21 protein-coding genes are annotated in these 25614 nt (G+C 76.4%); 10 read left to right on the plus strand and 11 right to left on the minus strand.

Annotated elements, in window-relative coordinates; genetic code table 11:
• Positions 1–249: 249 nt before the first annotated feature.
• Entirely contained in the window at positions 250–2058 is a 1809-nt protein-coding gene (locus tag IE329_RS09300; RefSeq protein WP_190210372.1) for a glycoside hydrolase family 35 protein, read from the minus strand.
• Between the two features lie 544 nt (positions 2059–2602).
• Here IE329_RS09300 and IE329_RS09305 point away from each other — a divergent pair.
• The gene (locus IE329_RS09305; protein ID WP_190210373.1) at positions 2603–3715 is read left to right on the plus strand and encodes a substrate-binding domain-containing protein; all 1113 of its coding nucleotides are present in this window, start codon (positions 2603–2605) and stop codon (positions 3713–3715) included.
• Between the two features lie 123 nt (positions 3716–3838).
• Here the strand turns inward: IE329_RS09305 and IE329_RS09310 are convergent, their stop codons facing one another.
• Together IE329_RS09310 and IE329_RS09315 are read right to left on the minus strand one after the other, a co-directional pair.
• Entirely contained in the window at positions 3839–4531 is a 693-nt protein-coding gene (locus IE329_RS09310) for a VOC family protein (protein ID WP_190210374.1), read from the minus strand.
• Positions 4532–4635: 104 nt separating this feature from the next.
• Positions 4636–6801: a DUF2264 domain-containing protein gene (locus tag IE329_RS09315; protein WP_190210375.1), complete on the minus strand. Its 2166-nt coding sequence runs from the start codon at positions 6799–6801 to the stop codon at positions 4636–4638.
• Positions 6802–7147: 346 nt separating this feature from the next.
• On the opposite strand from IE329_RS09315, the gene IE329_RS09320 reads away from it, so the two are divergent.
• The 5 genes from IE329_RS09320 (at position 7148) to IE329_RS09340 (ending at position 12390) form a co-directional block, all read left to right on the plus strand.
• Positions 7148–8494 (plus strand): ABC transporter substrate-binding protein, encoded by a 1347-nt coding sequence (locus IE329_RS09320; protein WP_190210376.1) that lies wholly within the window; start codon positions 7148–7150, stop codon positions 8492–8494.
• On the plus strand, positions 8494–9516 hold the full coding sequence (locus IE329_RS09325) for a carbohydrate ABC transporter permease (RefSeq protein ID WP_190210377.1): 1023 nt from the start codon (positions 8494–8496) through the stop codon (positions 9514–9516). Before IE329_RS09320 ends, IE329_RS09325 begins: the two co-directional genes overlap by 1 nt.
• Positions 9513–10424 (plus strand): carbohydrate ABC transporter permease, encoded by a 912-nt coding sequence (locus tag IE329_RS09330; protein WP_190210378.1) that lies wholly within the window; start codon positions 9513–9515, stop codon positions 10422–10424. The genes IE329_RS09325 and IE329_RS09330 overlap by 4 nt, the downstream gene beginning before the upstream one ends.
• A gap of 327 nt (positions 10425–10751) precedes the next feature.
• Positions 10752–11732: a hydroxyacid dehydrogenase gene (locus tag IE329_RS09335; RefSeq protein ID WP_229927317.1), complete on the plus strand. Its 981-nt coding sequence runs from the start codon at positions 10752–10754 to the stop codon at positions 11730–11732.
• A gap of 187 nt (positions 11733–11919) precedes the next feature.
• Complete coding sequence (locus IE329_RS09340) at positions 11920–12390, plus strand: hypothetical protein (protein WP_190210380.1); 471 nt, start codon at positions 11920–11922, stop codon at positions 12388–12390.
• A gap of 117 nt (positions 12391–12507) precedes the next feature.
• Here IE329_RS09340 and IE329_RS09345 read toward each other — a convergent pair whose 3' ends face one another.
• The 5 genes from IE329_RS09345 to IE329_RS09365 all read right to left on the minus strand — a co-directional run bounded on the left by IE329_RS09345 (position 12508) and on the right by IE329_RS09365 (position 17585).
• Positions 12508–13014, minus strand: a complete 507-nt coding sequence (locus tag IE329_RS09345; protein ID WP_190210381.1) for a DUF2199 domain-containing protein — start codon at positions 13012–13014, stop codon at positions 12508–12510.
• Between the two features lie 7 nt (positions 13015–13021).
• A complete protein-coding gene (locus IE329_RS09350) occupies positions 13022–14227 on the minus strand; it encodes a glycerate kinase (protein ID WP_190210382.1) in 1206 nt (401 codons plus the stop codon).
• A gap of 102 nt (positions 14228–14329) precedes the next feature.
• Entirely contained in the window at positions 14330–15220 is an 891-nt protein-coding gene (locus tag IE329_RS09355; protein WP_190210383.1) for a sugar phosphate isomerase/epimerase family protein, read from the minus strand.
• Complete coding sequence (locus IE329_RS09360; protein ID WP_190210384.1) at positions 15217–16380, minus strand: dihydrodipicolinate synthase family protein; 1164 nt, start codon at positions 16378–16380, stop codon at positions 15217–15219. Before IE329_RS09360 ends, IE329_RS09355 begins: the two co-directional genes overlap by 4 nt.
• A gap of 53 nt (positions 16381–16433) precedes the next feature.
• Positions 16434–17585: a Gfo/Idh/MocA family protein gene (locus IE329_RS09365; protein WP_190210385.1), complete on the minus strand. Its 1152-nt coding sequence runs from the start codon at positions 17583–17585 to the stop codon at positions 16434–16436.
• A gap of 128 nt (positions 17586–17713) precedes the next feature.
• On the opposite strand from IE329_RS09365, the gene IE329_RS09370 reads away from it, so the two are divergent.
• Positions 17714–18775 carry a LacI family DNA-binding transcriptional regulator gene (locus IE329_RS09370; protein WP_190210386.1) on the plus strand — a complete coding sequence of 354 codons (1062 nt, stop codon included), beginning with the start codon at positions 17714–17716 and terminating at the stop codon, positions 18773–18775.
• 253 nt (positions 18776–19028) lie between these two features.
• The gene (locus IE329_RS09375) at positions 19029–19658 is read left to right on the plus strand and encodes a class I SAM-dependent methyltransferase (protein WP_190210387.1); all 630 of its coding nucleotides are present in this window, start codon (positions 19029–19031) and stop codon (positions 19656–19658) included.
• Between the two features lie 55 nt (positions 19659–19713).
• Here IE329_RS09375 and IE329_RS09380 read toward each other — a convergent pair whose 3' ends face one another.
• Positions 19714–20223, minus strand: a complete 510-nt coding sequence (locus IE329_RS09380) for a MarR family transcriptional regulator (protein WP_229927287.1) — start codon at positions 20221–20223, stop codon at positions 19714–19716.
• Between the two features lie 102 nt (positions 20224–20325).
• On the opposite strand from IE329_RS09380, the gene IE329_RS09385 reads away from it, so the two are divergent.
• Positions 20326–21174 (plus strand): alpha/beta fold hydrolase, encoded by an 849-nt coding sequence (locus tag IE329_RS09385; protein WP_190210388.1) that lies wholly within the window; start codon positions 20326–20328, stop codon positions 21172–21174.
• Between the two features lie 219 nt (positions 21175–21393).
• On the plus strand, positions 21394–22095 hold the full coding sequence (locus IE329_RS09390) for an SDR family oxidoreductase (protein ID WP_190210389.1): 702 nt from the start codon (positions 21394–21396) through the stop codon (positions 22093–22095).
• Between the two features lie 96 nt (positions 22096–22191).
• On the opposite strand, the gene IE329_RS09395 is transcribed toward IE329_RS09390, so the two are convergent.
• Together IE329_RS09395 and IE329_RS09400 are read right to left on the minus strand one after the other, a co-directional pair.
• Complete coding sequence (locus tag IE329_RS09395) at positions 22192–24756, minus strand: ABC transporter permease (RefSeq protein ID WP_190210390.1); 2565 nt, start codon at positions 24754–24756, stop codon at positions 22192–22194.
• The gene (locus IE329_RS09400) at positions 24753–25556 is read right to left on the minus strand and encodes an ABC transporter ATP-binding protein (protein WP_190210391.1); all 804 of its coding nucleotides are present in this window, start codon (positions 25554–25556) and stop codon (positions 24753–24755) included. Before IE329_RS09400 ends, IE329_RS09395 begins: the two co-directional genes overlap by 4 nt.
• Between the last annotated feature and the right edge of the window lie 58 nt (positions 25557–25614).

Consider the following 25614-nt stretch of genomic DNA (forward strand, 5'->3'; position numbering starts at 1 on the left):
GGCACTCCGGCGGGTCCGGCGGCGGTCCGGGGCCGGCCGCGGCGGGGACGAGGTGGCATCGGTGCTGCCTTCCGGGCGCGGCGCGGGAGCGCCGGGGGAGGGAGGGGCTCACCTCGGGATTCTCCAGGCCGGCGGGCGCCGGGGCCGGTCCCGACGCCGAGGCGTACGGGTGACAGCGGCGGGCCGGGGTGTCGGGGGGCGGGGTGCCGGGGCGGGGCGCGGCCGGCGGGTGGGCCGGGCCCCGTGCGGTCACCAGGCCGGGATCGGGGCGGGTTCGGCCGGGCCGAGGTCGGGGGTGTCCCGCAGCTCCAGGAGGGGGCCCGCGCGGTGCAGCTCCAGCACGATGATCTCGTTCCGGCCGGCCCGCCACAGCGGCGCGGGCGCGTACAGGGTGCGCTGCGGCCCGTCCTCCCGGTACCGGCCCAGGGCGAAGCCGTTCAGCCAGACCGTGCCCCGGCCCCAGCCGGGCAGGGCGAGGAAGCCGTCGGCGGGGGCGTCGAGGTCCAGCACCGCCCGGTGGAAGGCCGGGCCCCCGGGCGGCCCGACGGGCGGGCCGCCCGGGGCCGGGCTCTCGTCGAACGACAGCCCGGAGAGGTCGGTGAGCGGCAGCGGGCGGATCTCCCAGCCGAACTGGTACTGGCTGTCCAGCCGCACCCCGCCGGTGATGCCCTTGCGGTCGGCGAGCAGCGGGCCGTAGTTGATCCGGCCCGAGTTCTCGACCAGGACGTCGAGTTCGGCGCCGCCGGCCGGGACGGCGAGGGGCAGCGCCCGGCCGGGCCGGTTGCGGTCGAGGACGCCCAGCTCCACCCCGTCCAGGAAGACCTGGGCCCGGTCGGCGAGGCCGTCGATCCGCAGCTCGGCGTGGTCCAGCGGGCCGCGCAGCCGGGTCCGGTAGTGGATCAGGCCGAGCGACTGGCCGAGCGACTCCATCGGCTCGGGCTCGGGCCGGTGCTCCGGTCGGGCCAGCACGTCCAGCGCGGACAGCAGGCCGGTGCGGCCGTCCGGGACGACGCCGCGCGGGGCCAGCCGGGCCGGCGGCGGCGGGGGCGTGTGGGCGACCGGGCCGGTGTGCTTCTCGATCACCTCGCGGAAGCGGTGGAACTTCTCGGTGAGTTCGCCCGCCTCGCCCACCGGGGCGTCGTAGTCGTAGCTGGTGACGGTCGGCTGGTAGACCTCCCCGGTGTGGTTGGCGCCGTTGTACCAGCCGAAGTTGGTGCCGCCGTGGCCCATGTAGATGTTCACCGAGGCGCCCGCCGCGAGGAGTTCGTCCAGCACGCCGGCGGCCTCCTGCGCGTCCCGGGTGTGGTGCGGCTCGCCCCAGTGGTCGAACCAGCCGTGCCAGAACTCCATGCAGACCAGCGGCCCTTGCGGCTGGTGGCGGCGGAGGCAGTCCAGCGCGGACCGCGGGCGGGAGCCGAAGGTGCCGGAGGTGAGGACCCCGGGCAGCCGTCCGCCGAGCTGGAACCCGTCGGCCGCGCCGTCGGCGGTGAACAGCAGGCAGTCGACGCCGCGCCGGACCAGGCCGTCGCGCAGGTGCTCCAGGTAGGCCGTCTCGTTGCCGTAGCTGCCGTACTCGTTCTCCACGCCCATCGCGACCACCGGCCCCCCGTTGCCGGCGAGCAGCGGGAGCAGGACGGGCACCAGGACGTCGAACCAGGCGTCGACGGCGGCCAGGTAGGGGGCGTTGACCCGGCGCAGCCGCATCCCGGGGTCGGCCAGCAGCCACCCGGGCAGGCCGCCGAACTCCCACTCCGCGCAGATGTACGGGCCGGGCCGGACGATCACGTCCAGTCCGAGCGCGCCGGCGGCGCGGACGAAGGCCGCGACGTCCTGCCCGCCGTCGAAGTCGTGCCGGCCGCGCACGGGTTCGTGGACGTTCCAGGCGACGTACGTCTCGACGGTGTTCACCCCCATGGCGCGCAGCCGCAGCAGCCGGTCGTGCCAGAGGCCGGGGTGGACCCGGAAGTAGTGGATGGCGGCGGAGACGATCCGGTGCGGCCGGCCGTCGCGCAGGAAGCCGGTGTCGGTGAGGGCGAGGCTGGGGGCGGGCTGGTGCATGGGGATCCTGGGGCCGGGACTGGGGTGGGCGGGCTGGCGCTCGATGTGGGTAAGCGCTTACCCGATGGGAACGGTACGAGCCTCGGGTCTGGAGGTCAAGGGCGGACCGGGCCGGGCCCGCCCCGGAGAGGAGCGAGCCGGGGAGGGGCGGGCCGGGAGAGGAGCGGGCCGGGGCCGGCCGGGGGAGGGTCCGGGGGAGAACCCCGGGACGACACCGTGCCACCCGGGGTGCACCTGGTGGCGGTGAAGTCGCCCCGGCCGGGTACCCGTCGGTGCCGAGGTCGGAGAAGATGTTGCCGGCCGGCCGGGCGCTTGCGGGCCGGCCCGGCCGGACGGGACGCCGTCGGTGGGCGGCGCTCCGCGGCCGGCGGCGGGCCGTGTCCGGGAGGAGGCAGTGTCCGGGAGCGGCCTTCGGTGGCACCGTAGGCTCGGTAGGCTGATCGAGTCAATACGTTGAGAGCACTGGATCGTATATTGATCGAGTGATACGAATGCGACCAGTTGGGCTCACGTCGAGTCGGGCCCGGGATCGGGGAAGAACGCCATGACCCTTTCGTCGGAGGAACGCCGCGCGCGGATCCTTGAGGTGGTGCGCGACACGGGGACGGTGCGGGTGGTGGACCTGGCCGCCCGGATCGGCATCTCGGCCGTGACGGCCCGCCGCGACGTCGCCGCGCTGGCGGACGCCGGCCTGCTGCACCGCGTGCACGGCTCGGTCGCGCTCCCCGACACCGGGGCGTTCGGGAAGCCGGAGGGCCGCGACCGGGTGATCGGCATGCTGGTGCCCACGGTGGCCTCGTACTTCAACGAGGTGATCGCCGGTGCCCGGGCGTCCGCGGCCACCGCCGGGGCCCAGCTCGTCCTGGCCATCTCGCCCTACGAGGCCCGGGACGACCGGGCCCAGGTGGAGCGTCTGCTGGAGTCCGGCGTGGACGGCCTGCTCCTCACCCCCAACTGGCGGCCCGGCAGTTGGCCCGCCGACAGCGAGTGGCTGGCCGAACTCCCGGTGCCCGCCGTGCTGGTGGAGCGCAAGGCGCGGCCCGGCACGGCCGCCGCGGAGCTGGACGCGGTCTCCTCCGACCACCAGCACGGCGTGCTGCTGGCGCTGCGCCACCTCGCCTCGCTCGGCCACCGGTCGGTGCTGCTGGCCGCCCGCGAGGACACCTGGACGGCGCAGCGGGTCCGGACCGGCTACGCCAAGGGCATGCAGTACCTGGGCATGGAGGCGTACCCGGTGACCGACATCCGGTTGGCCGGCCCCGGGGCGACCGCCGCGTCGCCCGACCTGGAGTACGTGGCCGACCAGATCGCCCGGGCGGTCGGGCAGGGCGTGCGCGCCGCGCTCGTCCACAACGACCAGGACGCCATCCAGCTGGCGCCGTTGATGCGGGCCCGCGGCCTGCGGATCCCGGACGACCTGGCGCTGATCTCCTACGACGACGTGTTCGCGGCCCTGGCGGCACCGCCGCTGACGGCCGTCGCCCCGCCCAAGCGGGCCGTCGGCGGGGCCGCGCTGGACCTGCTGCTGCGCCGGCTCGGCGGCGGCGCCTCGCTGCCCGCCCACCACATCGAGCTGCTGGCCAGCCTGAAGGTCCGCGGCTCCTGCGGCGCCAAGGTGGCCGCGCTGCCTCCGGAGGGCCCGGCGCCGACGGCCTGACCGGCCGTCGGCCCGTCACCCGGCCCGTCACCCGGCCCGCCTTCCGGCGTCGGCCCAGGCGGGTCCGCCCGGTCTCGTGGGTCCGGCCGGCTCCCCGGCGGGCGCCGGCTCCGACGGGACCGGTCAGCCGGCCTCCGGCCCGGGGCAACCGGCCGCGCCGACGCACGCCTCGTTGCCCTCGGGGTCGGCCAGCACGTAGTTCGCCGGCGCGTCGGCGTCGCTGACCAGGCGTCCGCCGGCCGCGATCGCCGCGGCGACCCGCGCCTCGGCCTGGTCGTAGGGCACCCAGACGTCCACGTGGACGCGGTTGCGCTGCGGGCGCGGCGCGTCCATCTCCTGGAACCAGAACGGCGCCCCGCGGCGGCCGGGGTCGACCAGGTCCTCGCCGCTGTGGGCGCGCTCCTGGTAGCCGAGCAGCGCCCGCCAGAAGGGCAGCACCGCGGGGGTCGCCAGGGCGTCGACGGTGATCTGGACGGTCTGCACGGCGGACGGGTCGGCCGCGATGCCCAGCCCGCGGGCCGCGGCCGAGATCTCCCGGGCGAGCGTGACGTGGCGCTCGGTCAGCCCGTAGTAGTCGTCCGTGAGCGTGATCAGCCGTACGGTCACGCCCTCCGGCCGCAGGTCGACGTCCGGCGCGTCCTCCCCGAGGCCGGGCAGCTCGCCGATCGCCCGCACCAGCCGGGCGCCGGCCGTGAACGACCCGGTGCGGAAGTACGCGCAGGCCCCCTCGCCCAGCACCCGCCAGTCCTCCAGGCCGGCACTCCCGTGGAAGTGTGTGGGCCTGATCCGCTCGTCCTCGTCCACCGTCCGCGTCATCGGCCGAACATATCGTGCGCGTCGGACAGCCCCGGCACCGTCCGGGCGGCCGGCGCCCCCGGGCCGCCCGGGGGCGCCGGTCCGGGGGTGGAGTGGCCAGGGGGTCAGAACGGCCGGGGCCCCTCGTCGGCCGGCTCGCAGCGGACGGTGACCGTGCCGGCGCCGAGCAGGGCGTGCTGACGGGTGCCGTCCGGCCACCGCACCTCGACCCAGGCGCCGTCGGGGGTGTGGCCGGTGCGGACCAGCACCCCCGTGGCGGGCTCGGGCGGTCCGGGGGCGTCCGGGCCGGGTGCGGGTGGTGCGGCGCCGAGCCGGGCGCCGCTGACGAAGAGGTCCCCGCCGGGCCGGCCGGCCGTGACGCCGTCCAGCACGGGGACGGCCCCGGCCGGCCCGTACGCGGTGCCGCCGGCCAGCGGGACGGCCCGGGCCGCGCTGAAGCCGTGCAACTGCTTCAGTCCGCAGTGGAGTTCGGCGGCCTGCGGACGGTCGGTGCCGTCCGGCCGGCCGGGCTCCCCGGTGCGCTCGGGGGACCCGCCCCCGGCGGATCCGGTGGGCTCGGCGGGCCCGGTCCGTTCGCCGGGTCCGCTACGGACCCAGGCGTGGGTGCCGGCCGCCCCGGACCGGACGGCCGGGCCGGCCACCGGCCAGCCGCTCTGCCGGACGCCGGTGCCCGCGGCGGCGCCGGTGACCAGGTGGGCGTGGATCTCGTCGGCGCCGCGGGCCAGCACCACCGAGGTCACGGCCGCTCCGGGCAGTTCGGCGCCGCCGCTCCGGGGCCGGTGGCCGGAGGCGGCCCAGCCGGGCCCGGCGCCGAGCGGCCGGATCCGTCCGCGTTCGGTGACCGCCCCGGCGGCCAGCAGCCCGAAGTGGTTGTCCGGCACGTCGCCCGGGGCGCTCGGCCCGGTCGCGGTGGAGTGGGCCAGCCGGGCGTACAGCGGGTCGTCGGGCTGCGTCGCGTCGGCCGGCTGGTCGTCGCTGCCGTGGTTGTGGAGCCGGACGAGCCCGTCCGCGGCGGTCGACTGGACCAGCCAGCCGGGCCGGGGGAGCGGGTGCACGGCGTCGGCGCGTTCGACCGGGCCGGGCTCCTCGGGATCGGTCCAGGCCGGGTGGCCGGGCGACAGCAGGAGTCCGACGAAGCCCTTGCTCGCCCAGTACGGCGAGGCCGGGCCCGAGTACGGCTGGACCATCGGCGGGTACGGCCCGTACCAGCCGAGCGAGAGCAGGCCGTCGGGCCCGGCGGCGCCGCGTTCGAGGAAGTGCCGCAGGGCGCCGGAGGCGAGCCGGCGGGTGGCGCCGGGGGACAGCGGGGTGTGGCCGGTGAGCGCCCCGGCCCAGAGCGGGGCGGCGGCGGCGAAGCGGTAGCCGAGCGAGCGGCCCTGGTGCACGGGTGCGCCGTCGGCGCCGAAGGTCCGGGCGTAGCCGTCCAGGTAGGCGGCGAGCCGGGGGCCGTAGGTGTCGAGCAGCGCGGGGCCGGCGGCGGCCGGCCCCGGGGCGCCGCCGGGACGGCCGGGGGCGGCCGCGGTTGCCTTCGCCGCGAGGTGGGCGTGCAGGACGGGGTACAGGTGGAGGGCCCAGCCGTTGTAGTGGTCGAAGGCCCGGGGGCGGCCGTCGGTGTACCAGCCGTCGCCGCGGTACCACTGCTCGATCCTGGCCAGGCCGGTGTCGACGGCGCGGCGGGCGGCCGCCGGCTCGATGCCGGCCTCGGCCAGGAATCCGCCGACGGTGAGCGGGAAGAGCCACCAGTTGTTGTCGTTCGGGGCCCGGTGCAGGGCCTGGGCGAGCCAGGCACCGGCCCGTTCGCGGACGCCGTCGTCCAGCCGGTCCCAGAGCCACGGGCGGGTCAGGCGCAGGGCCAGGGCGACGGACGCCGCCTCCACCATGGCCTGGCCCCGGTCGGTGATCACGGGCCAGGAGTGCGGGTCGTCCGCGGTGACGGCGCGCTCCGTGGTGGGGGTGCGGGTGCCGGCGTCCAGCCCGGCGGCGTAGCGCTCCAGCAGGCCGCCGGGGTCGGCGCCGCCGGCGCCGGCGATCCGGAAGGCGGCGAGCAGGAAGGTGCGGGCGTAGCCCTCCAGTCCGTCCGAGCGCGGGCCGGACCAGCTGGGGCGGGCGCCGGGCAGGTTGATCAGGGCCTGGCCGGGGCCGGCGTGCGGCCGGACGGCGGCGAGCAGGCCGTCGGCGGCGGCCTCCCAGTGGGCCCGGGTCCAGCCGGTGCGGGGGCTGAGGACGCGGTCCTCGGGCGGGAGGGGGAACGGACGGGGCGGCTGGGGCATGGGGGCTTCCTCGGTCCGGGGCCGGAGCGGGCGGTCACCGCGCGGGCGTCCCGAATCTAGGAAGGCCGTGATCGTTCGTCAAGGATGGCGATCGAATGATCGGGGGGATCGATCGAGTCCGCCGCGGGTCGTTCCTGGGGCGGGACCGCGTGGCGAAGCCCCGGTTTGACGTCGGGGCTGGTCACGGTCGTCGCTCCGGCGGGCCGGCGGGGTTGCGCGCGGCCGTGGGGTGAGGGTCGATCGCGGCGATCGAATGATCGGTCAAAGATCAGTTGATCTAAAACTCTTGACTTCGATCAGCACCCGTCCCAGGATGACGGCACCCCCATCGCAGAGGAGCCGCGCCATGTCCCACACCTCCCGCCGCAGCAGCAGAGCCCTGCGCAGCGCCACCGCGGTAGCAGCCACCACCCTCTCGCTCGCCCTGCTCGCCGCCTGCGGCAGCTCCGGGAGTTCCGACAGCTCCGCCGAGGCCAAGAGCGACGGCAAGCCCGTCACGCTCACCTTCTGGGGCTGGGCCAAGGGCACCAAGGACGTGGTCACCGCCTTCAACGCCTCCCACCCCGGCATCCAGGTCACCTTCGAGGAGATCCCCTCCGGCAACGCCGGCGGCTACGCCAAGCTCGCCAACGCCGTGAAGGCCGGCAACGCGCCGGACGTCTTCAACGTCGAGTACCCCCAGCTGCCCGACTTCGTCAGCCAGGGCGCCGTCCAGGACATCAGCAAGCTGGTCGGCGCCGACCTCAAGAAGAAGTACCTGCCGCAGGCCCTCGACCTGACCACCCTGGGCGGCGCCAGCTGGGCGCTCCCGCTGGACGCCGCGCCGCAGGCCTTCTACTACCGCAAGGACCTCTTCGAGAAGGCGCAGATCACCCCGCCCAAGACCTGGGAGGAGTTCCGCACCGCCGCCGAGCGCCTCAAGGCGGCCGAGCCGACCGCCCGGATCGCCACCTTCTTCCCGGACGACCCGAGCACCTTCGAGGCCAACTCCTGGCAGGCGGGAGCCCACTGGTTCAACGCCGTCGGCACCACCTGGGACGTCCGGATCAACGGCGCCGAGACCCAGCGGGTCACCGACTACTGGCAGAAGATGGTCGCCGACGACCTGGTCAACGTGATGCCCTCGTTCAGCCAGCAGTGGACCGCCTCGCTGCAGAAGGGCGAGACGGCCGGCTACCTGGGCGCCTCCTGGGGCGGCGGGGTGCTGAAGAGCAACCTGCCCGACGCCTCCGGCAAGTGGGCCGTCGCCCCGGTCCCCACCTGGGACGGCAAGCCCGCCAGCGGCATGCTGGGCGGCACCACCTTCGCCGTCTCCAAGGACAGCAAGAAGGCCAAGGCCGCCGTCGAGTTCTCCACCTGGGCGACCACCACCGAGGAGGGCATCCAGGCCCGGATCGCCTCCGGCACCTCCTCCGCCTTCCCGGCCGCCCCCGCGCTGGTGCCGGTCGCCAAGAAGGCCTTCGACACCGCCTTCTACGGCGGCCAGGACATCTACGCCGTCTACAGCGCCGCCGCCACCTCGATCCGCCCCGACTGGACCTGGGGCCCGGCGATGGGCGTCACCAACACCTCGCTCAAGGACGCCTTCGGCAAGGTCGCCGGCAGGACCGACACCATCGAGGCGGCCGTCTCGGGTGCCCAGAAGGCCACCGTCGCGGAGCTGAAGAACCGCGGGCTCCAGGTCGCCGAGTGATGACCCGCCCGCTCGCCCCCCGCACCGGGGCCGGCCCCGGGCCGCGGACCGGGGCCGGTACGCCGGCCCCCGGCCCCGCCGGCTCCCGCGCCGACCGCCCCCGCGCCGACCGCCCCAGCACCGCCCGTACGGCCGGGCGGCGCGGGGCCCCGGCCCTGCTGCTCGCCCCGTTCATGCTGCTCTTCACGGCCTGCACGCTGATCCCGATCGGCTACGCCGTCCATCTGAGCCTCTACACCGAGCGCCGTTCCGGGCTCGGCTTCGGCGGCACCGTCAGCGTCTTCACGGGCCTCGGCAACTACACCCGGGCGCTCGGCGACCCGGCGTTCCGCGAGGGCTTCCTGGCCGTCGCCGGGTACTGCCTGCTGTACATCCCGCTGATGCTCGGGCTCTCGCTGCTCCTCGCGCTGCTGCTGGACTCCGCGCTCGCCCGGGCCCGCCGGTTCTTCCAACTGGCGCTCTTCCTGCCGCACGCCGTGCCCGGCATCATCGCCGCCCTGATCTGGATGTACCTCTACACACCCGAGATCAGCCCGGTGGTCGGAGCCCTCGACACCCTCGGCGCGCAGCCCGACCTGCTCGGCAACCCGCTGCCCGCCGTGGTCAACATCGCCCTGTGGGAGTGGGCCGGCTACAACATGGTGATCTTCTACGCCGCCCTGCAGGCCATCCCCCGGGAGGTCCTGGAGGCGGCCCGGGTCGACGGCGCGGGGGCGCTGCGCACCGCGTTCAGCGTCAAGATCCCGCTGATCCGGGCCTCGCTCACCATGGTCGGCCTGTTCACCGTCATCGGCTCCCTCCAACTGTTCACCGAACCGATGATCCTGCACGGCGCCGCACCGGCCGTGACCAGCACCTGGACCCCCAACATGTACGCCTACTCCGCCGCCTTCGACCGGAACGACTACGGTCTGGCCGCCGCCGCCTCCGTCCTGCTCGCGCTGACCGCCGCCGCGCTGTCCTACGCCATCACCCGGGGCGGCCGGGCCGGCTCCTCCCGACGAGCGAAGGCCGGCGCATGAGCATCCTCGCCCCCGGCCGCCGCACCCGGCCCGACCGCGCGCCCGCCGTGCCGCCGCCCGCCGCCCGCCGGCAGCCCTGGAGCCTGTCCAGGGGAGCCGTCAACGGCGCCCTCGTACTGGCCACCGCCTACACCCTGCTCCCGCTCGGCTGGCTGCTCAGCGCCGCCGCCAAGAACACCGGGGACCTGCTCGGCGGCCGGGGCCTGTCCCCGGAGCGCTGGCACCTCGGCGACAACCTGCACGCCCTGGCCACCACCGGCGACGGCATCTACTTCCGCTGGTACCTCAACTCGCTGCTGTACGCCGGGATCGGCGCCGTCCTCTGCGCCTTCGTCTGCGTCTGCGCCGGGTACGCGTTCCACGTCTACGCCTTCCGCGGCAAGGAGCAGCTGTTCGGACTGGTCCTGCTGGGCGTCCTGGTGCCGACCACCGCGCTGGCGCTGCCGATGTACCTGCTCGCCTCCCAGCTGCACATCGTCAACACCTTCTGGGCGGTGTTCATCCCGTCCCTGGTCAACCCGTTCGGGGTCTACCTGTCGCGGGTGTTCTGCGCCGGCTACATCCCGTCCGAGGTGCTGGAGGCCGCCCGCGTCGACGGCGCGGGCGAGCTGCGGACCTTCTGGTCGATCGGGCTGCGGATGGTGATGCCCGGGTTCGTGACCGTGTTCCTGTTCCAGTTCACCGCGATCTGGAACAACTTCTTCCTCCCGCTGGTGATGCTGTCGGACAACCGGCTCTTCCCGGTCAGCCTCGGCCTGTACGCCTGGAACACCCAGACCACGGCCTTCCCCGAGTACTACCCGCTGGTGGTGACCGGTTCACTGCTGGCCGTCGTGCCGCTGGTGGTCGCCTTCGTCGCCCTGCAGCGCCACTGGAGGGCGGGCCTGACGGCGGGCAGCGTCAAGTGACCTGCCCCGCGCCGCCCGTCCCGGGGCCGCCGTGACGGGCGGCGGCCCCGCGCACCCGTCCCTCCCGTCGACGCCGCCCGGCCCGGTGGCCGCCGCGTCCGGCACCCGGCCGGTGCGGCCCCGCCGCGGCGCCGACGCACACCCCGCCACCGGCGCACCGCGCCGGACCCGGCGGCCCCGCCCCGGCGGCCGCCCGCCCCCACCTGCCCCACAGGAGCCCCCCGAATGCCCGACCTGCAGCCCGCACCCCCCGCCGCAGGGCCCGCGTCCGCCTCCCGGACGGCGTCCGGCGCGGCTCCCGCCCGCCGCCCGCGCGTCCTGCTCGCCATGCAGCCGGACATCGCGCCCCGCCTGCTCGACGCCGACACCCTGGCCAGGCTCACCGCCCTCGCCGACCTCGACCCGGCGCTGGTCGTCGACGACTTCAGCACCCCCGCGGCGGCCGCCGCGCTGCGCGAGGCCGAGGTCATCGTCAGCTGCTGGGGCTGCCCCCCGCTGGACGCGACCGTCCTCGCGGCCGCACCCCGGCTGCGCGCCGTCATCCACGCCGCCGGGTCCGTCAAACACCACATCACCGAGGCCTGCTGGGAGCGCGGCATCGAGGTCACCTCGGCCGCCTGGGCCAACGCCCTGCCGGTCGCCGAGTACACCGTCGCCGCCGTCCTGTCCGCCAACAAGCGGCTGCTGCAACTGCGTTCCGACTACCGCCGGCTGCGCGCCCCGCACGACTGGCAGGCCGGCTACGCCGGGGCCGGCAACTACCGCCGTACGGTGGGCATCGTCGGCGCCTCCCGGATCGGCCGGCGGGTCCTCGACCTGCTGCGCCCGTACGACCTGCACCTGCTGTTGCACGACCCGTACGTGGACGCCGCCGAGGCCGCCCTGCTCGGTGCCCGGTCCGTCCCGCTGGACGAACTCTGCGCCGCCGCCGACGTGGTGAGCGTGCACGCCCCCGAACTGCCGGCCACCCACCACATGATCGACGCCCGCCGGCTCGCCCTGATGCCCGACGGCGCCACCCTGGTGAACACCTCCCGCGGTTCGCTGATCGACCAGGACGCGCTGGTCGCCGAGCTGACCACGGGCCGGCTGAACGCGGTGCTGGACGTCACCGTCCCCGAGGTGCTGCCGCCCGACTCCCCGCTCTACGACCTGCCGAACGTGGTGCTCACCCCGCACGTCGCCGGCTCCCTGGGCGGCGAGCTGCACCGGATGGCGGCGGCCGCGGCCGACGAACTCGCCCGCTGGACCGTCGGGCTCCCGTTCGCCCACCCGGTGGGCCCGGGGGACATCGACCGGTCCGCCTGACGCAATGTCAGGACATGTCCCCCTGGCGGTGGTTGGCCGGGCGCCCCGAGCCGTCCGTGGGACGTCGCCCGGCGGCGGGCCGTCCGTCCGGACCGCCCGCCGATGTTGCGAACCGCCCCGGACGGGGAAGGGAAGCCGGGAGATCGCCGAAGGGCCCGGCCGGCCGGGCGGGGAGGGGCACGCCATCATGGGCAAGCGGGAGTTGGGGCCCTACCCGGGGTTGTTGTACGCGCATCTGACCGACGTCCAGCACGGCGGCAGCGTCAAGGTGCACACGTTCGCCGTCCATCCGCTGCCGATAGCGCGGCCGGCCAAGGGCCGGACGGCCGAGACGCTGATGTGCGGAACCTGCCGGCAGCGGCTGCGCTACACCGTGCTGAGCCTGGCCGGGACGAGAGCCCGCCGCGCCGCGTGGCTCACCGTGGCGATCGTCGGACTCGTGGCCGCCGTGGTGTTCGGGTTCCAGACCTTCGCGCTCGGCGGGGACGTGCTGGAGGAGGGCCGGGAGAACCCGCTCGACCTGTTCGTCCCGCTCTTCCTCGGCGGCGCCGTGGCCGCGGTCACCGGGCTGAGCCGCTGGTGGCACGAGGACGGGGTCCGCGGGCCCGGCCGGCTGCTGGGGATGGGGACGCACAGCCTGCGCTGGCCCCGTTCGTAGCCCGGTGCTCCGGGCACCGGGCACCGCACCGCCGCGAGGCCCACGACCGGACGGGTCGTGGGCCTCGGTCGTGGGCCTCGGGCACGGCCGGACCGCGCGGGCGTCCGGCGGGTGCGGTCAGCCCCGCAGCAGCAGGCCCGCCAGTTCCTGGACCCGGGCCATGGTGATCCCCTCGCGCTGGTCCGCCGCGAGCGGACGGCCGGTGGGTTCGAGTTCGATCAGCGGGCGCCGGCCGACGGCCCGGGTGCGGACGTGGGTCTTGAGGTTGAGGGTCGATTCGGCGTAGACGGGCAGCTCGGTGGAGAGCCGGCCGAAGTACGGCGGCTCCTGCTCGCGTGCCGGGTCCTCCCACAGGTCGTGCGTGCGGGCGAAGTTCGGCTCGCTGAGGGAGACCCAGACGCCCCGGGAGAAGACCTCGTCACTGTCGAGCACCGGTATCTCCACCAGGCCGTGGACGAAGAAGTGCTTCCCCTTGATCATGCACTGGTCGGCGGTCAGCTCACTGTCCCGGCGCCAGGCGTACCGGCCCTTCCAGGTCACCGGGGCCGGGGCGCCGTAGGACATCGGCGGGCCGGACTGCGGTTCGGCGCAGCAGGAGCAGGTGTGGTGGCCATGGTCGGCCATGCCGTGCCTACTCAGGGCCCCTGCCACCCGGCCCGGGGGTGCCCGGGTCCGGCAGTCCCGGGCCGAGGTCCTCGGCGGTCCGCCCGCCGAAGTCCTCGGCGATCCGCGCGCCGAGCCGCTCCAGCAGCGGGCCGGCGCCGGCCATCGAGCGCGCCGGGTCGGGCTCCAGGGCGCTGAGCGGGTACGCGCGGGCGACGCCGAGGGCCGTCAGGCCCGCCGCGTCCAGCGCGAGCCGGCCGCAGACCGCGACCACCGGCACGCCGTCCCGCCGGGCGGCGGCGGCCACCCCGGCGGGGGCCTTGCCCTGCAGGGTCTGCGCGTCGAGCGAACCCTCGCCGGTGATCACCAGGTCCGCGGCGGCGAGCGCCGGGCCGAACCCGGTGGCCTCCAGCAGGACGTCGATGCCCCGGCGCCGGACGGCACCCAGGCCGGCCAGTGCGGCGAATCCGGTCCCGCCGGCGGCGCCAGCCCCGGGCCGCCGGGCCACCGCGGCGGCCTGCCCGCCCAGCACCTCGACCAGCCTGCGCAGGCCCTGCTCCAGCTGCCGGATCTGCTGGGCCGAGGCCCCCTTCTGCGGCCCGTACACGGCGGCGGCGCCGTCCGGCCCGAGCAGCGGGTTGTCCACGTCGCAGGCCAGCACGACGGCGGTGGCGGCCAGCCGGGGGTCGAGCCCGGACAGGTCCGCCCGCGCCAGCCCGGTGAGCGCCCCGCCGCCGGCGGCGAGCGGGTGGCCGGCGGCGTCGGTGAAACGCGCCCCCAGGGCCGTGAGCATCCCGGTGCCGCCGTCCGTCGAGGCGCTCCCGCCGACCCCGAGGACGATCGTCCGCGCGCCCGCGTCGAGCGCGGCGGCGACGAGCTGTCCGGTGCCCCGGGTGGCGGCCCACAGTGGCGCCGGGCGCCCGCCCGGCAGCCGGTCGAGGCCGGAGGCCTGGGCCAGCTCGACCACCGCCGTCCCGTCGCGCAGGGCGAAGGAGGCCTGCACCGGGTCGCCCAGCGGGCCCTCGACCGGCAGGGTGCGGCGCTCGAACCCGGCCGCCACGACGGCGTCCACCGTGCCCTCCCCGCCGTCCGCGACGGGCAGGACGCGCACGACCGAGCCCGGGGCCCCGGCCAGCAGTCCGGCGGCGAGGCGGTCGGCCGCCTGGGCGGCGGTCAGCGAACCCTTGAACTTGTCGGGGGCGACCAGGAAGCGAAGGGCGGTGCGGCGGTTCACGAAGTCCTCCGGGGACGGGACGGGGGCGCTCCGGCGGCGGGCCCGGCCCGTCCCGCCCGGGCGGCGGGCCGGGCCGGGCCGCCGGAGCGCCCGGTGCGGGTGTCAGATCCGGGCGAGGTGGGTGCGGTGGCGTTCGACGAGGGTACGCAGGGCCTGCTCGCCCGGGGTGTCCCAGACCTCCTGGTTGAAGATCTCCACCTCGGTGAACCCGGTGTACCCGGCGGCCGCCACGGCGGCGGCCAGCCGCGGGATGTCGATCAGGCCGTCGCCGACGTGGCCGCGTCCGAGCAGGGCGTCGGCGGGCAGCGGCAGCGTCCAGTCGCAGACCTGGAAGGCCAGGATCCGGCCGGCCGCGCGGGCGATCTGCTCCTCGACCTGAGGGTCCCACCAGACGTGGTAGGTGTCGACCACCACGCCGACGCCGTCGTCGCCGGTGCGGGCCTCCACCTCCTCGGCGAGGTCCAGGGCCTGCCCGAGGGTGGAGACCACGGCCCGGTCGGCGCAGAACATCGGGTGCAGCGGCTCGATCGCCGGCCGGACGCCGTGCTCCTTGGCGAACGGGGCGAGTTCGGCGAGCGCGTCGGCGACCGCGCGGCGCGCGCCGGGCAGGTCGCGGCTGCCCTCGGGCAGTCCGCCGCAGACCAGGACCAGGACGTCGGTGCCCAGGGTGGCCGCCTCCTCGACGGCGCGCCGGTTGTCCTCCAGCGCGGCGGCGCGGCCGGCGGCGTCCGGCGCGGTGAGGAAGCCGCCGCGGCAGAGGCTGGTGACGGTCAGCCCGGCCTCGCGGACCAGCCGGGCCGCCTCGGCGGCGCCGGTCTCGGCGACCCGGTCGCGCCACAGCCCGATGCCGGGGACACCGGCCCGTACGCAGCCGTCGACGGCCTCGGGCAGGGTCCAGCGTTTGGTGGTGGCGGTGTTGAGCGAGAGCCCTTCGAGGCCGGGGGCGGCCGCGAGACGGCCGGCGGCCGGGCGGGCAGCGGGACGGGCGGTCATCCGGCCACGCCCCGCGAGGCGAGGAGGGCCCGCATCCGGGTGGTCGCGAGATCCGGGTCGGGCAGCGCCCCGGCCTCGCCGGCCAGCCGGAACACCTCGGCCAGGTGGACGAGGTCGCGGCTGTCCTGCTCGCCGCCGACCATGGTGAAGTGGTCCTGGTGGCCCGCGAGATGGGCGAGCAGGACCACCCCGGTCTTGTAGTGGCGGGTCGGCGCGGTGAAGATGTGCCGGGCCAGCGGCACGGTGGGTTCGAGGATCGCCCGGTACGCGGCGGTGTTGCCCCGGTCCAGGGCGTCCAGGGCGGCCGCGGCGTGGCCGGCGAGCGGGTCGAAGACCCCCAGCAGGGCGTGGCTGAAGCCGCGGTCGTCGCCGAGGATCAGCTCGGGGTAGTGGAAGTCGTCGCCGGTGTACATCTTGATGCCCTCGGGCAGCGCGCGGCGCAGCGCGATCTCCCGGTCGGCGTCCAGCAGGGAGACCTTGATGCCGTCCACCTTGGCCGCGTTGTCGCGGATGATCTCCAGCACCAGGGCCGCCGCCTCGTCCAGGTCGGCCGAGCCCCAGTAGCCCTCCAGCGCCGGGTCGAAGGGCGTGCCGAGCCAGTGCAGGACGGCCGGCCGCTCCGTCCCGGCCAGCAGCCGGCCGTAGACCTCGGCGTAGTCCTCCGGGCCGGCCGCGGTGGCGGCCAGCGCCCGGCTGGCCATCAGGATCACCTGGGCCCCGGCCGCCTCGACCACCTCCACCTGCTCCTGGTAGGCCTCGACGATCTCGTTCAGGCCGGGTGCGGCGGCGGTCAGCTGGTCGGTGCCCGCGCCGCAGGCCAGCCGCCCGCCGCAGGCCCGGGCGGCGGCGCCGGAGCGGGTGATCAGCTCGCGGGTGGTGGCCCAGTCCAGGCCCATGCCGCGCTGCGCGGTGTCCATGGCGTCGGCGACGCCCAGGCCGAGGGACCACAGGTGCTGGCGGAAGGCCAGGGTGGCCTCCCAGTCGAGCGCGGCGGGCGCGCCGGGGCGGTGCGCCCGGGCGGGGTCGGCGACCACGTGGGCGGCCGCGAACACGGTACGGCTGCGGGCCGGGCCGGCCGGGGCGGGCCAGGAGGGCGGTTCGGGGACCCGGTAGCGCAGGAGGTCCCCGGAGGGGCGGGGGAGCAGGATCTCGTCGGACATGACTGGCCTCGAATCTGGCGGGCGGGTGGAAGGGGACTGCGGCCTGCGATGGCTCAGTGGGCCAGCGGCGGGATCGGCAGGCGTCGCCCGGTCCGGGCCGACTCCTGCGCCAGCTCGGCGAGTTGGACGCCCTTCGCGCCGGCCAGCAGGTCGTAGGGGAAGGGCGCGTCCGCGACCACGTGGGCGAGGAACTGCTCCCACTGGGCCTTGAACCCGTTGTCGAACTCCTCGTTGTCGGGCACCTGCTGCCACTGCCCGCGGAACGGCTCGGTGGCCGGCAGGTCCGGGTTCCAGACCGGCTTGGGGGTGCCGGCCCGGTGCTGGAAGCGGCAGTTGCGCAGTCCGGCGACGGCGCTGCCCTCGGTGCCGTCGACCTGGAACTCGACCAGTTCGTCCCGGTCGACCCGCACCGCCCAGGAGGAGTTGATCTGGGCCACGATGCCGCCCTCCAGCTCGAAGACGCCGTAGGCGGCGTCGTCGGCGGTGGCGGGATAGGGGCGGCCCGCCTCGTCCCGGCGCTCGGGGATGTGGGTGGCGGTGTGCGCGTACACCGAGGTGATCGGCGCGAAGGTCTGCTCCAGCACGTACTGCCAGTGCGGGAACATGTCCAGCACCATGCCGCCGCCGTCCTCGGCGCGGTAGTTCCAGGACGGGCGCTGGGCGCTCTGCCAGTCGCCCTCGAAGACCCAGTAGCCGAACTCGCCCCGGACGGAGAGGATCCGGCCGAAGAAACCGCTTTCCACCAGCCGCTTCAGCTTCCGCAGGCCGGGCAGGAAGAGCTTGTCCTGCACCACGCCGTTGCGGACCCCGGCGGCCCGTGCCAGCCGGGACAACTCCAGTGCGGCGTCGACCGATTCGGCGGTGGGCTTCTCGGTGTAGATGTGCTTGCCGGCGGCGATCGCGGCCCGGATCGCCGGCTCCCGGACCTGGGTCAGCTGGGCGTCGAAGTAGATCTCGTTGGCCGGGTCGGCGAGCGCCTTGTCGAGGTCGGTGGTCCACTGCTCGATGCCGTGCTGTTCGGCGAGGGCCCGCACCCGGTCGGCGTTGCGGCCGACCAGCACGGGCTCGGGCCGGACGACCGTGCCGTCCGGCAGGACGAGCCCGCCCTGCTCGCGGATCGCGAGGATCGAGCGGACCAGGTGCTGGCGGTGGCCCATGCGTCCGGTGACGCCGTTCATGATGATGCCGATCGGCCGGATGGCCATGTCGGGCTCCTTCGTGCGGTGGCCGGCGGGGGCGGATGCGGACGACGCCGGCGGAGGTGGGCGGGGTGGGGGCGCCGTGACGTGCGGAACGGTCATGGTAAGCGCTTTCCACGAGGTACGTTACGAGCATGGCGAACCCCAGGTCAACCACTCGTGCGGGCCGGTCCACCGGCGCCGTCACCCTGCAGCGCGTCGCGGAACACGCCGGGGTGTCCATTGCCACCGCTTCCCGCGTGCTGCACGGCGGCGGCTCGCGCACCGTCGGCGAGGAGCTGCGCCGACGGGTGGAGAGTGCCGCCCGGGAGCTGGGCTACGTCTCCAACGCGCCCGCCCAGGCGCTGGCCCGCTCGGCCACCTCGGTGGTCGGGCTGATCGTGCACGACGTCGCCGACCCGTACTTCGCCGCCATCGCGGCCGGGGCGATGCGGGCCGCCCGCCGCCAACGCCTGATGATCATGATCGCCGCGACCTTCCGCGACCCGGAGCTGGAGATCGAGTACGTCCGCAGCCTGCGCGCCCAGCGCGCCCGCGCCCTGCTGCTGGCCGGCAGCGGTACGGACGACCGCTCGCTGACCGACCGGCTGGCCGCCGAGCTGGCCGGCTTCCGCGAGGACGGCGGGCGGGTCGCCTGCATCGGCGAGCGGGGCGCCGGGCCGGCCGTCCCGCTGGACCATGCCGGGGGAGCGGCCCGGGCGGCCACCGAACTCTGGCGGCTCGGCCATCGGCGGATCGGTGTGGTGGCCGGCCCCGCGGAGCTGCTGACCGTCCAGCAGCGGCTGGCCGGCGCCCGCCAGGCGCTGGCCCAGCTCGGCGGTGAACTGCCGGACAGCCGCGTGGTGTTCGCCGACTTCACCCGGGCCGGCGGCCGCGAGGCGGCGCTGGAGCTGCTCGCCCGCGAACCGGGCCTCACCGCCGTACTGGCCCTGAACGACGTGATGGCGGCCGGCGTGCTGGCCGCGGTGCAGGACGACCTGGGCCGGGCCGTGCCGGGCGACGTCTCGGTGGTCGGCTTCGACGACGTGCCCTTCGCCGTGGACCTGCGGCCGGCCCTGACCACCGTCCGGCTGCCGCTGGAGGAGGCCGGCGAGCGGGCCGTCCAGCTGGTCGTCGAGGAGGCTCCGGCGGACCGCCCGCCGCTGGGCGTCTCCCTGGTGGTCCGGGACAGCACGGGGCCGGCGCCGCAGCGGTAGGACGAAGTCCGCCGGGCGGGACGGCCCGCCGCATTCCGCGGCCCGGAGGCTACGGCGCCCGCGGCCCGGTGACCGACGCGCAGCCCGGTGGCCGACGCGCCGCCCGGCGCGTCCGCCGGTGCCGTCCGTGCGCCGCGCCGCCCGGGCCGCTCGCGGTGCGGCACGTCGCGGCCGCCCGCGCACTACGCTGCCGGAAGGGCCGGCCGGCGCCGGGTCGCGGCGCCGCCCGCCGGGCGGAGCGAGGAGGATCCCGATGGACAGCCAGGACTGGGACGCGCGGTACGGCGCCACCGAACTCGTCTGGGGCACCGAGCCCAACCGGTGGGTGGTCCGCGAGACCTCCGCGCTGCCCGCCGGGCGGGCGCTGGACCTCGCGGCGGGGGAGGGGCGCAACAGCATCTGGCTGGCCGGGCGCGGGTGGCGGGTGACGGCCGTCGACTTCTCGGAGGTCGCCGTGGAACGCGGCCGCCGCCTGGCCGCCGCCGGGCCGGCCGAGGCGGCCGGGCGGCTGGAGTGGGTCCACGCGGACGCGCTCCGCCATGAACCCGAGCCGGACGGCTACCAGTTGGTGCTGGTGGTGTACCTGCACCTGCCGGCCGAGCAGCGGCGGGTGGTGCTGGGGCACGCGGCGCGGGCGCTGGCGCCCGGCGGCACCCTGCTGGTGGTCGGCCACGCCACCGCCAACCTGACCGGGGGCGTCGGCGGGCCGCGGGACGCCGGGGTGCTCTACAGCCCGCCGGACATCGTGGCCGACCTGGCCGGCCACGGGCTGCGCACCGTCCTGGCGGAGGAGGTGCGCCGGCCCGCCGTGACGGCCGAGGGGCGCCGCGCCGAGGCGATCGACACCCTGGTCCGGCTGGAGCGGGAGCGGCCGGCAGGCTGAGGCGGCGGCCGTCGAGGACGCCGGTGCCCCGGCCTGGCGGCCGGCGCCGGCCGGGTCAGCCTGCGGTGGGGTCCGCGGGTGACGGCGTGCCCGGCGGCCGCTCCGGTGCGGCCGCGCGCTGCTCGGCCACGATCCCCTGCACGGCGCCGAGGAAGCGCCGGACCGCCGCGAGCTCCGGCTCGCTGAAGTCCTGGCCGGTTTCGACGATCCCGCTGATCAGCGGCCCGAAGAAGGCCTGCCCCAGGGCGACCGCGCGCTCCTCCACCGCCAGCAGCACCCGCCGCCGGTCGCGGGTGTCCCGGACCCGCCGCACGTGGCCGAGCCGCTCCAGCCGGTCGAGCAGGGCGGTGGTGCCTGCCGAGTTCAGCCCGAGCTGCGCGCCGACCAGGCCGGGGGTCGCGGGGGTGCCCGCCCGGGCGGCGTCCAGGAGACAGACCAGGGCCCGCAGGTCGGTCGGGTGCAGTCTGTTGCGCTGCGCGAACTCGCCCCCGAGCAGGTTGAGTTCGATGGTGATGGCGCGGAGCTGGTGCACCAGTCGCAGGTCGGGCCCGGCCTCGTCCGTCACGTTCTCGCCTTCCGTCGCGGGTGCTTCCCCCAGCGGGTTCGACGGGCATAGTATCTCGCCCGGCGAGATACTCGCTGGGGAACCTGATTCTGGGGGTGTTCCATGACCGACGGCCCGACCCGCTTCCTCGCGGCCTACGACGCCGTCCTCGACGCCTGGCCGGTGCCCGTCGAGCGGCTGGACCTCGGCTCGGCCCACGGCACCACCCGGGTGCTCGCCTGCGGCCCCGAGGACGGCGAGCCGCTGGTGCTGCTGCACGGCGGCGGCGCCACCGCCACGGTGTGGTTCGCCAACGTGGCGGAGCTCAGCCGGACCAGGCGGGTGTACGCCGTCGACCGGATCGGCGAGCCCGGCCGCAGCGTGGCCGGGGGACGGCCGGTCCGGACGGCCGAGGACCTGTTCGACTGGCTGGACGGCGTCCTCGACGCCCTCGGCCTCGGCCGCACCGACCTCTGCGGGCACTCCTACGGCGGCTGGATCGCCCTCGGGTACGCCCTGCACGCACCGGAGCGGGTCCGCCGGCTGGTCCTCCTGGATCCCACCGGCTGCTTCGCCGGGTTCCGCCCCGGCTACCTGCTGCGCGCCCTGCCGATGCTGCTGCGGCCCACCGCCCGGCGGGCCAGGTCGTTCCTCGCCTGGGAGACCGGCGGCGCCGAACTCGACGCCCGATGGCTGGAGTTGTACGGCCTCGGCGCCGAACTGCCCCGTGCCCGGGTGGTGCTGGGGCGGCAGCCGTCGGCGGACCGGCTGCGGGCCTCGACCGTGCCGGTCCTGGTCCTGCTGGCCGGGGGCAGCCGGGCGCACGACAGCCGGCGGGTCGAGGCGGCGGCCCGGCGCCGGCTCCCGGGCGTCCGGACGGCGGTGCTCGACGGCCTCACGCACCACGGCATCCCCTCCGTCGGGGCCCCGGACCTGAACCGCCGGATCGCGGACTTCCTCGGCCGGCCCTGAGGCCGGCCCGGCCGGCCGGGGCGGACCGGTCGCAGCCGGGCGCCCGCTGCCGAACGGCCGGTGCCGGTGGGCCTGCTGTTGACTTGGAGAGCACTCCAAGTGGTGGAATCCCTGCCACGACAGCGGCCACGCCGACAGCTGCCCGACAGCTGCCCGAGCGCCCGACGGCGGCCCGTGAGCCGCCGCCCGGCCGTGGCCGCAGGACTCAAGGGGGTACGGATGACCGACTCGCCCGTCACACTGATCACCGGTGGTGGAAGCGGTATCGGGGCGGCCACCGCCCGGCAGCTGCTGGACCTCGGGCACCGGGTGGCCGTCACCGGGCGCGACAAGGGCCGGCTGGAGCGCTTCGCGGCCGAACTGGGCCGTCCGGCAGAACTGTTGGCGCTGGCCGGGGACGCCGCCGAGTACACCGACGTCGAGGCGGCGGTGGCGGCCACCGTGGCGGTCTTCGGGCGGCTGGACGCCGTGGTCGCCAACGCCGGTGTCGCCACCCACGACACCCTCGCCGACGGCGACCCGGCGGGCTGGCGCGAGATGGTGCTCACCAACGTGCTCGGGCCGGCCCTGCTGATCCGGGCCGCGCTGCCCGGACTCCGGGCGAGCCGGGGGCGGATCGTCCTGGTCGGCAGCGTGGCCGGCTTCGTGCACACCCCCGGCAACATCTACGGGGCCACCAAGTGGGCGGTGACCGGCCTGGCCGAGAACACCCGCCGGATGGTCACCGCCGACGGGGTGGGGGTCACCCTGATCGCTCCGGGACGGGTGGAGACCCCGTTCTGGGACGGGATGGGCGGGCTGCCCGAGGGGCTGCTGCTGACGGCCGACCAGATCGCCGCGTCGATCGTCTGGGCGATCGGGCAGCCGCCCGGCGTCGACGTCAACAACGTCATCATCCGGCCGATCGGCCAGCCGGTCTGAGCGGCCCGGCGGCCCGGCGGCCTGGCGGCCCGCACCGGGACCGCCGGTGCCGGGCGGTGTCGGGCCGGACGGGCCCGACCCGGCTGCGCCGGGCCGTCATTGCCGCCCGGCGCCGGCCTCGATCGGCCGGATCCTGAGCAGCGCCCGGGCCGGCAGCCCGGTGGCCGCCAGGGTGAGGGCCACCGCACCGGCCGCCAGCGGCAGGGCGGTGCCCGCCGGGACGTGGGGGGCGGCGCCGGTGATGCCGCGGGCGATCGGGACGAGCGTGATCCAGGCGATCGCCCCGCCGACCAGCAGGCCGGTGGCCGCCACCAGCAGCGCCTCCCAGCGCATCATGCCGCGGATCTGGCGGCGGGTGGTGCCGGCCAGCCGCAGCAGCCCGACCTCGCGGCGCCGGTCGAGGACCGTCATCACCAGGGTGTTGGCGGCGGCCACGGCCGCGAAGCCGCCGAGCACGCCCGCCATCACGGTGTTGGCCCAGGAGCTGATCTCCATGTCCCGGTCGGCCTGGGCGCGGTAGCCGGCCGCGTCGGTCACCGTCGCCCCCGCGGGGTCGAGCGCCGCCAGCCCTGCCGCGACCGCCGCGCGGTCGGCGCCGGCTGCGTCCGCGACCAGGACCTGACTGTCGAAGGCGCTGCTCACGTGTGCCGCGACCGCCGCCCGGGGCAGCAGCAACTGACCGAGCCCCAGGCCGCGTTCGTAGGTCGCGACGACGAGCGGGGTGACCTCGGTGCCGTCACCCAGCCGGAGCGGCACCCGCTCGCCGACCCTGACGCCCAGGGTGCCGGCCAGCGTGGCGTCGACCGCGACGGTGTCCGGGGCCTTCGCCAGGTCGGCCAACGAGCCCTCCTCGACGCCGAGATCGAGCACCTGCGGCAGCCGCGCCGGGTCGCCGGAGACGCCGAGCGCGGTCGCGGTGGCGAGCGCGTCCCCGGTCTCGTAGACGGCGCCGGTGCGCAGCACACCGAGTGCGGTCCGGACGCCCGGGACTTCGGCGGCCCGGGCGGCGGTGCCGGGCGGCAGGCCCGCGCCGGTGGAGCCGAGCACGTGGTCGGCGACGATCCCGGCCCGGACGTGTTCGGCGGAGACGTGCGCGATGGTGCTCTGCATGAACAGCAGGGTGCCGCAGAAGGCGGTGACCATCGCGATCGGGGTGATCGCGGAGGCCAGCCGGCGGGCGTTGGCCCGGGTGTTGTCGGCGGCCAGCGAGCCGGCGGCGCCCGCACCGCCGGACCGCAGCGGCAGGCCGAGCACGGTGGCGGCGATCCTGGCCACCGTCGGGCCGAGCAGCGCGACCGAGGCCAGCAGGCACATCACCACCCCGAGTGCCAGGTTGGCGGCGTCCGTCCCGGCCCGGCCGGCGGCCAGCGCGGCCAGGGCGACGCCGCCCGCCAGGGTGAGCAGGCCCAGGCCGGTCCGGACGACCCCGGGCCGGGACGGCTCCACCGCCGCCTCGCCGAGCGCCTGGCTCGGCCTGAGCTTCGAGGGCCGGCGGGCGGCCACGTACCCGGCGGTGAGCGCCGACAGCAGGCTGATCAGCACGGCCGCCGCCATCGGCAGCGGGCCGACGTCCAGCCGGACCCCGCGCGGCACCGCGCCGCGCTCCACCAGCTGCCCGAACCACCAGCGGGCCAGGGCGAGTCCGGGCAGGATGCCGAGGGCGGCGGCGACGGGGGCGAGCAGCACCGCCTCGGCGGCGATGGTCCGGCGGATCTGCCGCGGGGTGGCGCCGATCGCACGGAGCAGCGCGAACTCGCGGGCCCGCTGGCCGGTGGCCAGGGCGACGGTGCCCAGCACCACGAAGACGGCGGTCATCGCGGCGATGCCGCCGAACGAGCCGCCCAGGCCGCTCAGCAGCTCCCGGGCCTGGAGCAGCCCGGGCTGCTCGACCTCGGCGCGGTCGTCGCCGGTGAGCACCCGCGCGCGGTCACCGACGGCCTGCCGGACCTGCTCGGCCAGCGTCCCGGTGTCGACCCCCTCGCGCGGCCGGACGGCGATGGCGTCGGCCCGGCCCGGGTGGCCGGAGAGCTCCCCGGCCGCGGCGTCCGCGAACCAGGCACTGGCTGCGCCGGCCCCTTCGGCGGTGAGCCCGGAGATCCGGTAGCCGCCGCTGCCACCCGGTGCGGCGAGGGTGAGCCGGTCCCCGGGTGCCAGGCGGGCGGCCCGCGCCGTGGCGGCGTCCAGGGCGATCTCACCGGCGCCGGGCGCCCGGCCCTCGGTGAGGACGGCCGCGCCCCCGCCGGTGATCGCGGTGGCCGCGTACCCCCGGCCGGTGAGCGGCGGCAGCGCGGCGTCCGGGCCGGGGCGCCCGGTGCGCACCTCCTGGAGGGGGAAGGCGATGTCCGGGACGGCGGCGGCCACACCAAGCCGGGCGGCGATCTCCGCGGCGAGCGCGGTCTCCACCCGGGCGCGTTCCGGCAACGCGGTGCTGACGGTCTCGCGGTCCTCGCCCCGGTCGACGGTGACACGGGCCTGCTGGTCGGCGGCGACCACCACCGGCGTACCGGCGTGGCGTACGGGTGGCAGGTGGGCGGTGAGACCGGTCTGCAGCAGGGTGCCGCAGGCGGTGATGACCGCGGCGCCGAGCAGCAGCGCGACCAGGCTGCCGACGAAGGAGGCGGGCCGGAAGCGCACCGAGGCGCGGGCGAGGCCGTTCGTCATGCCGCCGCCTCCGCGCGCCGGCCGGCGGACCGGGCGGTGAGGGTGATCATCCGCTCGGCGACGCGCTGCGGGTCGGGGCGGACGATCTCGTCGGCGAGCGCGCCGTCGGCCAGGAACAGCACCCGGTCGGCGTGCGAGGCGGCGAGCGGGTCGTGGGTGACCATCACCACCGTCGCGCCCATGGTGTCCACGGCCTGCCGCAGCAGGGTGAGCACCTCGGCGGCGGTGCGGGTGTCCAGGGCGCCGGTCGGCTCGTCGGCGAAGAGCACCTCGGGGCCGGTGATCAGCGCCCGGGCGATCGCCACCCGCTGCTGCTGGCCGCCGGAGAGCTGGCCGGGCCGCCGGCCGGCCTGCTCGGCCAGGCCGACCTGGGCGAGCAACTGCCGGGCCCGTCCGCGGTCCTGGCGCTCACCGGCGAGGCGCTGCGGGAGCAGCACGTTCTGCTGGACGGTGAGCGAGGGCAGCAGGTTGAAGGACTGGAAGACGAAGCCGATCCGGCTGCGGCGCAGCTGCGTCAGCCGGTTCTCGCTGAGCCGGGTGATCTCCTCGCCGCCGAGCAGCACCTCGCCGGAGGTGGGCCGGTCCAGCCCGGCCGCGCACTGCAGGAAGGTGCTCTTGCCGGAGCCGGAGGGGCCCATCACGGCGGTGAAACTCCCACGGGCCAGGGCCAGGTCGATGCCGCGCAGGGCGTGCACGGCGCGGTCGCCGCGGCCGTAGCTGCGCCGCACCGACCGCAGTTCCACCGCGGGGTGCGGGGTGTACGGCGCCGGGGTGCTCGGGCGCTCGTGCCGGGGTGCCATGGTGTGCCTCTCTCCGCTGGTCGTTGACAAGATCAACGGTAGGAAGGACGGGCCGCAC

Source organism: Kitasatospora indigofera, assembly GCF_014655955.1.
Taxonomy (GTDB): domain Bacteria; phylum Actinomycetota; class Actinomycetes; order Streptomycetales; family Streptomycetaceae; genus Kitasatospora; species Kitasatospora indigofera.